The organism is Pedobacter gandavensis, from assembly GCF_014172405.1.
GTDB classification, from domain to species: Bacteria; Bacteroidota; Bacteroidia; order Sphingobacteriales; family Sphingobacteriaceae; genus Pedobacter; species Pedobacter gandavensis.
In genome coordinates this window covers 675905-687844 of record NZ_WNXC01000001.1, presented here as the reverse complement: position 1 = coordinate 687844, position 11940 = coordinate 675905, and the positions used below count along the sequence as shown (strand labels likewise).

Here is an 11940-nt window from a genome sequence, read left to right as displayed (position 1 = left end):
TAAAATACACGGTAAATTCTTTAGCCTTAAAGTATTATCTGAGAAACAAATTATAAACAGATGCGTTATTCAGTTTAAGATTATCGTCAAATGTGTTCAGTAAATAAAAAATGAGCTTATTTACCAACTAAATATGGCTATCAAAAATGTTTTCTTATGAAAAATGAAATACCGAAACAGGAAGAAGGATCCGAAATGGATGTTTTCGAGAAAGTAACCTTTAAAGATGAAGCAAGTGCAAAAGCTTTTTATCCGGTAGTTCGGGAGCGGCTATTGCAAGTATACAACTGGGATAAATGGTGTGGATCTCCGACAGCCACTTTTATGCTTACTGATCCTACTGGAAAGGAAATCCGCAGACAAGTAAATGAAGGTGATCATTTTAAGATCCATATTCCTGGCCCTGGAACGACCAAGGGTGATGGATTTGATTGGGTTCAGGTAGAATGGATCCGCGAAGAACAATCTCCGACGGGGCAAATGATTGCCATCAGGGTGAGACCTGCTCCAAATCCTCTACATCCAAACAAGGAAACTGCTCATTTTTTCAAAGATAAAGCCACTTCTACCTTTAAAGTTTATCGGGCAGGTATGGAGGTTCATGCCGAAGTGCATGGAAGAAATGAAATTCCTAATGCTGAAACCGGAGTCTTGGTGAATAATGTAAGAAATGTATTGGTGGGTTGGATGGCGAAGATCGGATTCTCCTATCCGCAATGGAAAAGCCTGGTTATCGGCCTGTTAGACATAAAAAAGCAGGGAATGTAATTTGCATTATATTCCCTGCTCTATATGGATTTATCTCTAAATATAGAGTTTATAGACTATAAAAAGAAAAAAGCTATTAATAGCTTTTCTCTGTACGGTTATTGCGTTTAAAGCCACCACCGCCTCCAGCGCCACCAGTACCTGGTTTCTCTTGAGCTTCAGCAACTTTAATTCGATTACCGTTATAATCGCCACCGTTCATGCGTTTGATTGCTTCTTTTGCCTCTTCTTCTACTGGCATTTCCACAAAACCAAACCCACGACTCTGACCAGTTTCGCGATCTTTGATAATCCTAAGTGATTTTACTTGACCGAAATCACCAAAAACGGCTGTTAATTCATCTTCCCCTACTTCTAACGGAAGGCCTGTAATAAATATCTTCATTAATGTTTAAAAATTTGCACAAAGTTAAGCATTTTTAGCTTAAATTCCAATGCTAGTGTCAGTTATAAGTATAATTATCTAATTACTGTTTCAAACAGCCGGCCGTTATTTTTGTTTTAAAGCACTGTATTATTTTAAACAAATAACCGTTTTATAGGTCTTCATGACACTGAAATGAAGATTAATAAAAGTCAACACACTCATTATGTGTAGCGAACAAGATTTTTTCTACGCACTGAAAAAAAACAAAGATTTTTTTATAACGGCCAAATGAACAGCTCATATTGCAAGTATGGAGGCTGATTTCTTTTCCCTGATGTTTAATTTAATGACGCTGTTATGCTTTGTTTTTGCTCAATTTTAAGCGTTTTCTCCAATTATCCTCTTGGATATGCGCCAATTTTTGCTCAAAAAGTAGCGCATTACGGCTGAAAAGCTATGGGGCTGGAGATGACCAGCTCCGTAGCTTTCTTAGGCCAGATCTTTCTTAAATAGTCCTATTGTTCTCCCCCATGCTAACTTAGCTGCCGCTTCATTGTATCTGGTTGGGGAGGTATCATTATTAAAAGCATGATTTACGCCTTCATAAATAAAGAGCTGATAAGGAATGTGGTTTTCCTTGAGCGCTACTTCAAATTCAGGTATCCCTGCATTGATCCTTTCATCCAGTCCGGCGTAATGCAACATCAGGTCTGCTTTAATCATACCTACATCTGCCGTTTTTGGCTGCATGCCGTAATAGGCTACTGCTGCTTGAAGCGTAGGATCGTTTACTGCCAAATTATTGGCCAGTCCACCACCCCAACAAAAACCGACACAGCCTACTTTTCCATTTCCATCTGGATGTCTTCTTAAATAATCTAATCCACGGAGATAATTTTGCAGGTTTTCTTCTGGATTTAGCTTCCCAATCAACTCTCTGGCTTTGTCTTCATCTGTCGGAGTGCCCCCAAAAGGAGACAATCCATCTACGCCGAGTGCTAAAAAGCCTTCAGCAGCGACTCTTTTAGTAACCGCTATGGTGTGCGGGTTGAGTCCGCGGTTTTCATGAATAACCAGCACAGCGCCCAAGTTTTTCTTACCTTTTGGTTTGGCTAAAAAGCCTTTCATATCACCTGTAACGCCCTTGTAAGTGATGTTTTCGGTACTGAGCTCCTCCTCATTTATCATAGCCGCTGATGCATAATTATTTTCCAGTAGCGGCAGTACGCTCAATGCCAAAGCCGTACTACCGGTTAAAAGCGCCAATTTTTTGAGGAATTCTTTCCTGTTGATGCCGCTATGGGTGTACTGATCGTAAAGATTGATAATTCTTTGATCCATGTTGAAAAATTTTAAACCGTTAAACTGATTCCAATATAAGAATTTTTAGCGTTAAAAAAGGCCTTTCCGGCAGCAAGAAAGCCCCTATACAATTGATCCTAAGAAAATTATCTAAAAATCTTACACACTTTTGTTAGATATTCCTGCTTAAATATTAAATTGGTTTAATGTTTGTATCACTATAAATCAATCTTTATTATTAACCGCGTATCAAAAAAGAAAACCATGAAAAAACTACTTTCAGTCCTTACCATGCTGACCTTCTGTGTAAGTCTAAGTATGGCTCAAACTGCGGCATCTACAGCAGCAGCAACCAAACAAAAAGCAAAAAAACAAACGACTACAGCTACCGCGGACGCAAAGGCAACGGCAGCAGCGGCTAAGAAAGAAGCGGCAGCAGCAAAAAAAGAAGCTGCGGCAGCGAAAAAAGCAACAAAAGCTGAGGCAGCAGCTGCAGCGGCAACTGGTGCTAAAATGAAAAAGGACGGCACGCCAGACAAACGTTATTCAGCAGCGGCGAAAACAACTGCCGCAGAAACTAAAGCTGCAGCAGTAACTAAAAAAGAAGCGGCGGCAAAAACGGTAGCAGCAAGTACACCTGGGCTTAAAAAAGATGGCACGCCAGATAAACGTTATAAAGCGGCGGCAGCAGCAGCCCCGGTAGCGGCAGGAGCAGCAGCGGCAACAACTACCAAAGCAGCAGCAGCGGCTAAAGATTACAAACCTACCGTGGATAGAAGTCTTAAAGGACCAAACGGAGAAGAAATTCTAACCGGTCCAAGAGGTGGTAAATATTACATCAACAAAAACGGTAATAAGACCTATATCAAAAAAGAAGGCTAATCGATTGACCGATAAAATAATAAAGGCGATAGGAATAAATCCTATCGCCTTTTCTATGGGTGCTATACGGTGGTTTTTAATTAACCTACGCTGTAAACGTTAAATTTATCGTTTCTAACTGGCTGTCCTTTGATGCACAATGCTTCCCCTTTATGATTTCTTGTAGGTTTGATTACGAATGGTTCGTCAGATTGTTGCGCAGCTTCATAAGCCAACTTTAATCTGTCGATATAGGTATCCGCATCCACTCTCCATTTTTTATCTTTATACATGAAGTAGGCAAAGACGTTCCTTGTTTTTCCTTTTAGTTTTCCATCTAATCTGATGTGTGCCACATTGGCTTGCTTTAAAGGCTCCACCACCTGCTTATAAAAATCAGTGAAATTCTCGAACGTTGGTATGGTATTGATAGTGCTCATGTATTCTTTTTTTTTTCAAAAATACATAAAATCTTTTGATCAGGTAGAAAGCCTTCGATTTATCCAGAATATTAATCGCTTCAAACGCTTAAATCAGGATTTTATGATACATAACCAGAACTAAGTTTTGTTTTTTGGTATCAAAATTGTATCCTTGCTTGCAAATCATAAAGCAGTAGACAGTTTATTTGTGGTCTAAAACCAAAGAATTTATAAGAAAATTGTAAATTTTGTTTTAAAAAGTAATATATTCAAACTTGTAGGACCTCAAGTTTTGTTTTCTGTGTTTATGATCTTAGCTTTGGGGAGTTTTTCATTATTTGACAAATTTGTCAAACTGAATAAACGATTTAACGGGAGAAATTATTAAATACAGAGCTAATGATTTTTCGATCAAACCGACAAACATCAACAAAAAGCTCCGTGATCTAAACATACAGTACTAGCATGCGCAAAAAATTACACGATAGGATAGCCGCTTTTAAAGACGCTACAGCAATCAAGGAAAGAGGCTTATACCCTTACTTCCGAGCCATTGAATCAGGACAAGATACAGAAGTGGTTATTGATGGGAAAAAGGTGTTGATGTTTGGCTCCAACTCCTATCTGGGACTAACAAATCACCCAAAAATAAAGGAAGCTTCAAAAGCTGCAATTGATAAATATGGTACGGGCTGTGCCGGCTCAAGATTCTTAAATGGCACATTAGATATTCACATTGAATTGGAAAGAAGACTTGCTGCTTATGTAGGCAAGGAAGCTGCCGTACTTTTCAGTACAGGATTCCAGGTAAATCTTGGTGTGATCTCTTGTCTTTTAGACAGAAATGATTACTTGATTTTGGACGAATATGACCATGCTTCTATCATTGATGGTAGCCGTCTATCTTTTTCAAGATCTATTAAATACGCCCATAATGACATGGACGATCTTCGCAAGAAATTAAGTCGCTTACCAGAAGATGCTGCTAAACTTATCGTTGCAGATGGTATTTTCAGTATGGAAGGTGATTTAGTGAAATTACCGGAAATTGTTAAGCTTGCCGAAGAATTTGGTGCAAACATCATGATGGATGATGCCCATAGTTTAGGTGTAATCGGTGTGAATGGTGCAGGAACTGCTTCTCATTTCGGTTTAACAGATCAGGTAGATCTAATCATGGGTACCTTCAGTAAATCTTTAGCTTCTCTTGGTGGTTTCATCGCAGGTACAGAAGAAACCATTGAATATGTGAAACACAGAGCACGTTCATTGATGTTCAGTGCAAGTATGCCACCTTCTGCAGTTGCCAGTGTAATCGCAGCTTTAGACATCATTGAGGCAGAGCCAGAACGTATTGACCAGTTATGGGCAAACACAAACTACGCTAAGAAATTATTATTAGAAGCTGGATTTGACATCGGTCATACGGATAGTCCAATTATTCCAGTATATATCAGAGACAATGATAAAACTTTCATGATCACCAATATTCTAAGCAATAACGGAATTTTTGTGAATCCTGTAGTTTCTCCGGCGGTACCTTCGGATGCTTCATTAATCAGGTTCTCATTGATGGCTACACACACTTTTGCACAGATTGAAGAAGCGGTAGAAAAAATCGCGCTTGCAGCTAAAGAAGTGGAATTAACCCCATCTCAGATCGCTATATGAAAAACATCGTTGCTGTAAACGACAAGAAACAACTGGCATCTTTTATTGATTTCCCACATGATTTGTATAAAAACGACTCGAACTATGTTCCGGAACTTTTTATCGCGCAACAGGATATGCTTACCCCAGGTAAGCATCCTTTTCATGAGCATTCTACTTTACAGCTTTTTTTAGCTTATGAAGGTGATCAAATTGTTGGGAGAATAGCCGCTATTCAAAATAATAACCACAATAAAATCAATAAAACAACCGAAGGTCATTTTGGCTTCTTCGATTGCATAAATGATCAGGAAACGGCTCAACTGTTGGTTGATGCTGCCGCAAAATGGTTGAAAGAAAGAAACATGACCAGCATGATTGGTCCGGTGAATTTCTCTACCAATGACATTTGTGCACTGTTAATTGAAGGTTTTGATGGACCTCCGGTAGCCATGATGCCTTATAATGCACCTTATTATCAGCAATTGCTGGAAAATACAGGTTTAGCAAAAAAGGTAGATTTAAGGGCTTATAAATTTATTGCCGGTGATTACAATGACCGTTCTTTAAAGCTGACCGAAGCAATTCGTGAACGCTTAAAACGCAATAACATCATCATCAGAAAGATCAACATGAATGATTTCTGGAATGAGGTGGTGAAAGTACGCGAGGTATACAATGGCGCATGGGACCACAATACAGGTTTCGTTCCGGCTACAGATAAGGAATTTCATTATCTGGCAAAGGATTTGAAAATGATTGTAGACCCGGACTTTATCTATGTAGCGGAACAGAATGGTAAAATGGTAGGGATTTCTTTATCTATCCCTGACATCAACCAGGCTTTGATTAAAATTAAGAGAGGGCGTTTATTGCCTTTCGGTATTTTCAAATTGTTGTGGTATAAGCGTAAAATAAAAGGCTTGCGAATCATGGCTTTGGGCGTGTTAGACGGTTACCGTAAAATGGGTATTGAAGCGTGTCTATATGGATTGACCATTAAAACATTCCAGGAAAAGAAGTATGATTATGCAGAAGCTTCCTGGACTTTGGAGCACAACACCATGGTAAACAGCGCTATTGAGCAAATCAACGGTAAACTTTACAGAAAATATAGGATTTTCGAAAAATCAATATGATAAAAAAGGTATTAATTACCGGTGCAACAGGATTTGTGGGCTATCATTTGATAGAAAAAGCATTAGGAGCCGGACTGGAAGTGCACGCTGCAGTCCGTCCGGGTACTGATAAGTCTCATTTGAAAGAATTTGACATCCATTACACTACTTTGGATTATACTTCCGTAGAGCGCCTTAAAGCTGCCTTGGAAGAGCAGCAATACCATTACATCATCCATGCGGCAGGGATTACCAAAGCAAAGACCGAAGCAGCTTACAATAAGGTCAATGCCGAGTTTTCCAAAAATCTTGCCCTGGCGGCAAGTACGGCTAATATTGACCTGCAAAAGTTTGTGTTTGTGAGCAGTCTGGCGGCAATAGGTCCTTTAACCGATTTATCTGCCGAAATTCAGGACGATTCTCCGGGGCATCCGGTGACCAATTATGGTGCAAGCAAATTATTAGCAGAGCAATATTTATCGGAGATTCCTAATCTTCCATTGATGGTGATCCGCCCAACAGCGGTATATGGTCCAAGGGAGAAAGATTTATTCATCTTATTTAACACGATTAACAAGGGATTAGAGCCTCATATTGGTAGCTTCAAGCAGCAGCTGAGCTTTATTTATGTAAAGGATCTGGCAGCTGTAATTGTCAAAGCACTCTCTTCTCCCCTGATTGGAAAAAGCTATAATGTCTCTGACGGCCATATTTATAGTCGTTATGCCTTGGCAGAATACATTAAAAAAGCGCTAAATAAGAAAACCATTAAATTTCATTTACCGGTTTCGGTGGTCGGTTTCATGGCTGCTATGATGGATATTTTCTATGCGAAAAGCAAGAATACACCAACATTGAACAAAGAAAAAATGGCCGAACTTACAGCCATTAACTGGGCATGTAATATCGGCCATTTAAAAGCTGACTTAGGTTTTGAACCAATCTATGACCTTGAAAAAGGATTAATAGAAACCGTCAGCTGGTATAAAGATAATAACTGGTTATAGTTTTATAAATGGTAAACTTAAAGAGTCACTTTAGATGCTAAAAATGTAAGGTACTTTTTATCATCTTCAAATAATTCTTTACCTTCTAACTTATAAGCATGGTGCAGGTAATCTGTAGCATGCTTTTCTTCACCTAGCTCCAGGTAACTTTGTCCCATACGCAATAACACAAATGCATTCGGATCATCTTCACCATAAATCTGGTAGGCACGGTGTAAATGGTCTAATGCTTCTTTGTATTTTTTCTCCGCAAAATAAGCATCTCCGATTGACGCAGAAATCCATGCCGTAGCATCCCAGTCGTCTTTTGGTGCAGGCAATACTTCTAATGCTTTCGTAAAAGCGGCAATGGCTGCAGGATAGTTTTCTTTGTCCATCTCCGCATTTCCTTCTTCACAGTATTTCTCCAATAGCTCATGCTCCTCTTCAGAAAGCTCCAGCTGCGCTTCGTCTTCATTAGGAACAAATGTTTCCTTGAAAGCGACAAATTCCGGATCATCCATTAAAGCAATCTTCAGGTAATCTGAGTTTTCATCCATGAAAATCTTGCTACCTTCTTTATCATAGGCGATTAGAAAGTTAGCTCTGGCATTGTCCAAATCATTTAAAGCATAATAGATTGCTCCGGTGGTCAGGAAGTGACGCGTGGAATGGATTTTTTCATGGGCCATCTTTTCTTTTAAATACTCGGTTTCCTCCAGGAAGAAAGGCAAGGCCTTTTCTAAAGCTCCCGTTTGCTCATAAAAAGAATAAATGCTGTCGAGCACTACTCCTCCTACACTACTGTTTTCCTTAGGTCCTGTGATTGAACCATTGATCTCCATTAACAATTGTTCCGCGGCATCAAAGTTTGAAGCCTCCGTTAAATCATAAACCTGGTCAATCTTATTGAAAAATTCTTCCTCTTGTTCGGCGTTAAAATTCCCTTGTGTAGACATATTGTTTAAACTTAAATGGTTTACGAATGTGACTAATATACTACTTTTGCTGTTCCATTTGTTTAATGATCTTATTTACTTCTGTCTCTGTTGCACGCAACTTGTTCTGACAGAATTCAATGAGTTCTGATGCGCGTTTCACCTTTTCTGCTAAAACATCCACAGAAACTGATTCTGTCTCTATTTCCTGCGCAATTTCTGCCAATTCTTTATAGGCTAATTCATAGGTTAAATTCGTTTTCATCGTATGCTGATTTTGATTTTACTGTTGTTTTGATTTCTGAATTGGCCAATCTGACGGTTAATTCCTCCCCTACATCGATCTGATCGGCATTGCCTACTATTTTCCCATTTACCTTTAAAATTGCAAAACCTTTGTTCAGGATATTCTGAGGGCTCATGATTCTCATCACAGATTGAAAATGGGCAATGTTTCCTTTTTTGTTCAGAAAATACATTCTACTATAGGTTTGCATGTTCTGACTGAGGTTGCTCAGATCTTTTCTTTTATTGGAAATGAGCATCCTTGGATTGCTGAGGATCAATCCTGACAACTGCAAAATGTGGTTATGGTGGCCGTGTAACAGATTTCGACTGGTATTTATGGTAGATTGATTCAGTTGCACCAGTCTGTCTTTATGGTGATTGATCATTTGATAGGTTTTGATCAGGATCATCTTTTGGATTCCCGTTAGCCGATCCTCAAAGTTGCGGTTATGAGCAATGATAAACTCCGCTGCTTTAGTTGGTGTTTTGGTAGAGGTATGTGCCATTAAATCGGCAATGGTCTCATTTTTTTGGTGTCCGATTCCGGTAATGACGGGAATCGGAAATTTGGCAATTGCCCGGTTGAGTTCGTAGTTATCGTACAGCAGAAAATCCGTCTGCGAGCCTCCGCCTCTAATAATGATTAACGCATCATAAGGTTTTTTAGATTCATATACGGCAATGATTTGTGCCAGGAATTGCTTTGCATTACCATCGCCTTGTACCAACGCAAAATAATCGTCAATTTCAAACTTATAGCCAAAAGGATTGTGCTCCAGACTGTGTCTGAAATCCTGAAACCCTGCGGAAGTATCAGAAGAGATCACCGCAATCTGTTGAATAACCGGACCTAAGATCAGGCTATTATTTCTGGTGAGGTAACGATCTCCTTCTTTTTGAATGAATGTTGGGTTATCACGAAGCAAGCGTTCTAAAGTTTCTTTTCGTTGCTGCTCAAATAAGCCCAACGTGAAATTGGTGTCAATATCCAGAAGATTCAATTGCAATCCAAATGCTGGATTATACTGGACGGATACCTGGACGAGTACATTGATGTCATTTTTGAACTTCTGACCAGTTGCTTTTTCGAAGTTCGTGATGTTCAAAGAAGCATTTCCCCATGCCCTTCCAGCCACTTTTGCCAGGATTCTTGCCGCAGTCTTGTCTTTTTCTACCAGTTCAAAATAATGGTAATTGCTTTGTGGTTTATAGGTGTAGTTGGTAATATCAGCGATGATCCAGAAGGTCTGCTGCCCAAAAACACCATCAATTGCCTGTTGAATTTGGCGGGTCAGTTCGGAGAGTTTTATGGAGGGAATAGTGCTCAAAAGTTCTAGGTATCTGTGATTATGGTCTAAAGTTAGGAAATCTAAAAACAAATCAACCCTTTGATAGTTTATAATGCAGCAACGACGCTATAAATACAGATATGAACAACGACACAAAAATAATACTAGGCATTTTTGCAGGTTTGGCAGCTGGTGCTGCATTGGGCTTATTATTAGCTCCTGAAAGGAAAAAGAAACAATTAAATGGGCATGAAGTCTCCAGGGCTAAGCGGGCACATCAAAGCGAGGACCATACCAAAGCGCAATTACAACACTTGGAAAACATTAAAGATCGCTTAATGAATACTTTTAATGAAGATTTCAACGATCATGTAGAGCACGTTTAATGTGCTACAGGAACAGAAATTAAGGCTTTTTGGAAAAGCATGGGGATATAGATAGAAAACGGGATGACATGGAAAAAAGCTACAATTACAAGGAGATTAACAATCTAAAAGATTTAAAAAAGAGGCAGGCTGAATTATTGTTGGATCAGGAACGCTATGAGGAAACATTTAAGGAAGATCTGAAGACATACATCCATCAATATAGTCCGGGGTATATTGCGAAGAAATACACTCGAAAACCGAAGGAAAAAGTAGTGACTTTATTTAATAAGGTAAAATCCTGGTTTAGCAGAAAACCGAAAAATCCTCCCGGATTTAAAAGCTAGCTGGTGTTCAGGAACCGTTTTAACCTAAGGCGGAAAGTCGGCTTCCATTTGCCCCTACTTCCAGACTGTGTTTTACGCCACATTTAAGGGCGAAATTGTTTTTTTGGTGTCCAATCGGAAAGTCATAAGCAACAGGGTACCCGTAATGGCTAACTTTCTCCTGAACAATATCATAGATCGTTTTTCCGAACTCTTCCCCGGGATCATCAGGTTTAACTTTAAATCCACCAATAATTAAACCGGCTAAGCGATCCAGTTTCCCTGTTCTTTTCAGGTTCCAAAACATACGATCGAGATTATAAAGGTACTCTCCGGTATCCTCCACAAACAGGATTTTCCCATCGGTGATCAAGTCGGACTTTGTACCGGCCATACTTTCAATGATACTCAGGTTACCACCGACCAAAATCCCGGAGGCCCTCCCCGGCTTGTTGATGCCAACGATGGGCCCTTGATATTGCATATTTTCTCCTTTTAGCAATTTCTTGATCGACATGATGGTGGCCAACTGCATTGCATCTGCTACAGCAGGATCTGTAGGAAAAGAGTTACACATTTTGGAATGTATCGAAGCAATTCCAAATTGGCGGTTTAAATGACAGTGCAAAACGGTCACATCGCTAAAACCAATGATCCATTTGGGTGTTTTTACAAAACGATCAAAGTTGAGCAGGTCTATGATTCTCACCAAGCCATAGCCACCTCTGGCACACATGATCGCCTTGATTTCCGGATCGTCCAACATCTGCTGAAGGTCTGCAGCACGCTCCTGATCCGTCCCACCCATAGTAAAATCACGCTGATCTATAGTTTTCCCGATTTTAACCTTAAATCCCCAGCTTTCCATCATGGCTATCGCTGGTAGAATTTCCGGCATAGTGATGAAACCTGCCGGACTGGTAATTCCAATGGTATCTCCCGCTTTTAAGTAAGGTGGTTGTTTAATTGGGAGATCATCCAGAGTTTCAACTGTCTTTCCTAGAGAAACAGTAACAGGAAGGGTTAATCCTGCAGTCAGCATAAAAGAGAGAAAACGTTTCCTTTTCATATGGTGGATTGGTGATTACACGATTAAGAATTCCGCGTTGCAATGATAAGGGTATTTGTGGAAATACATCCTACCTACTCCATCGTTTTCGTAATTTTTCTATGTATTTAAGTTCTTAATTAAACCGGTTTTGCGGGAAGAAAAGTATATTAGCTTAATACGATCAGACTGTTTAGCAGTTTAGCCGTGTA

General features: G+C 39.5%; 14 protein-coding genes. 7 read left to right on the top strand and 7 right to left on the bottom strand.

Translation table 11 applies throughout. The features are described 5' to 3' along the window. Nucleotides 1-156: 156 nt before the first annotated feature. Nucleotides 157-768: a hypothetical protein gene (locus GM920_RS02675; protein WP_182953167.1), complete on the top strand. Its 612-nt coding sequence runs from the start codon at nt 157-159 to the stop codon at nt 766-768. Nucleotides 769-844: 76 nt separating this feature from the next. Here GM920_RS02675 and GM920_RS02670 read toward each other — a convergent pair whose 3' ends face one another. Both GM920_RS02670 and GM920_RS02665 read right to left on the bottom strand, forming a co-directional pair. Next, the gene (locus GM920_RS02670) at nt 845-1153 is read right to left on the bottom strand and encodes an RNA recognition motif domain-containing protein (RefSeq protein ID WP_062548794.1); all 309 of its coding nucleotides are present in this window, start codon (nt 1151-1153) and stop codon (nt 845-847) included. 471 nt (nt 1154-1624) lie between these two features. After that, nucleotides 1625-2476: a dienelactone hydrolase family protein gene (locus GM920_RS02665; protein ID WP_182953165.1), complete on the bottom strand. Its 852-nt coding sequence runs from the start codon at nt 2474-2476 to the stop codon at nt 1625-1627. A gap of 225 nt (nt 2477-2701) precedes the next feature. On the opposite strand from GM920_RS02665, the gene GM920_RS02660 reads away from it, so the two are divergent. Then, a complete protein-coding gene (locus tag GM920_RS02660) occupies nt 2702-3319 on the top strand; it encodes a hypothetical protein (protein ID WP_182953163.1) in 618 nt (205 codons plus the stop codon). 80 nt (nt 3320-3399) lie between these two features. Here GM920_RS02660 and GM920_RS02655 read toward each other — a convergent pair whose 3' ends face one another. Then, nucleotides 3400-3738 carry a hypothetical protein gene (locus GM920_RS02655; protein WP_182953161.1) on the bottom strand — a complete coding sequence of 113 codons (339 nt, stop codon included), beginning with the start codon at nt 3736-3738 and terminating at the stop codon, nt 3400-3402. Between the two features lie 447 nt (nt 3739-4185). On the opposite strand from GM920_RS02655, the gene spt reads away from it, so the two are divergent. Genes spt through GM920_RS02640 form a run of 3 tightly spaced genes read left to right on the top strand, consistent with a single transcriptional unit; the run spans nt 4186 to nt 7495 of the window. Further along, complete coding sequence (gene spt / locus GM920_RS02650; protein WP_182953159.1) at nt 4186-5391, top strand: serine palmitoyltransferase; 1206 nt, start codon at nt 4186-4188, stop codon at nt 5389-5391. Further along, the gene (locus tag GM920_RS02645) at nt 5388-6509 is read left to right on the top strand and encodes a hypothetical protein (RefSeq protein ID WP_182953157.1); all 1122 of its coding nucleotides are present in this window, start codon (nt 5388-5390) and stop codon (nt 6507-6509) included. Before spt ends, GM920_RS02645 begins: the two co-directional genes overlap by 4 nt. Continuing rightward, nucleotides 6506-7495 (top strand): NAD-dependent epimerase/dehydratase family protein, encoded by a 990-nt coding sequence (locus GM920_RS02640; protein WP_182953155.1) that lies wholly within the window; start codon nt 6506-6508, stop codon nt 7493-7495. Before GM920_RS02645 ends, GM920_RS02640 begins: the two co-directional genes overlap by 4 nt. Nucleotides 7496-7512: 17 nt before the next feature. On the opposite strand, the gene GM920_RS02635 is transcribed toward GM920_RS02640, so the two are convergent. Genes GM920_RS02635 through xseA form a run of 3 tightly spaced genes read right to left on the bottom strand, consistent with a single transcriptional unit; the run spans nt 7513 to nt 10028 of the window. Next, nucleotides 7513-8433, bottom strand: coding sequence for a tetratricopeptide repeat protein (locus GM920_RS02635; RefSeq protein ID WP_182953153.1), 921 nt, complete (start codon nt 8431-8433; stop codon nt 7513-7515). Between the two features lie 40 nt (nt 8434-8473). Next, nucleotides 8474-8677, bottom strand: a complete 204-nt coding sequence (gene xseB, locus GM920_RS02630; protein WP_062548805.1) for an exodeoxyribonuclease VII small subunit — start codon at nt 8675-8677, stop codon at nt 8474-8476. Continuing rightward, nucleotides 8655-10028, bottom strand: coding sequence for an exodeoxyribonuclease VII large subunit (xseA, locus tag GM920_RS02625; RefSeq protein ID WP_182953152.1), 1374 nt, complete (start codon nt 10026-10028; stop codon nt 8655-8657). The genes xseB and xseA overlap by 23 nt, the downstream gene beginning before the upstream one ends. 101 nt (nt 10029-10129) lie before the next feature. Between xseA and GM920_RS02620 the strand changes: the two genes are divergently transcribed. Together GM920_RS02620 and GM920_RS02615 are read left to right on the top strand one after the other, a co-directional pair. Beyond that, a complete protein-coding gene (locus GM920_RS02620; RefSeq protein ID WP_182953150.1) occupies nt 10130-10375 on the top strand; it encodes a YtxH domain-containing protein in 246 nt (81 codons plus the stop codon). Nucleotides 10376-10443: 68 nt separating this feature from the next. After that, complete coding sequence (locus GM920_RS02615) at nt 10444-10701, top strand: hypothetical protein (RefSeq protein WP_182953148.1); 258 nt, start codon at nt 10444-10446, stop codon at nt 10699-10701. 19 nt (nt 10702-10720) lie between these two features. On the opposite strand, the gene GM920_RS02610 is transcribed toward GM920_RS02615, so the two are convergent. Beyond that, on the bottom strand, nt 10721-11749 hold the full coding sequence (locus GM920_RS02610) for a S66 peptidase family protein (RefSeq protein ID WP_182953146.1): 1029 nt from the start codon (nt 11747-11749) through the stop codon (nt 10721-10723). Nucleotides 11750-11940 lie beyond the last annotated feature (191 nt).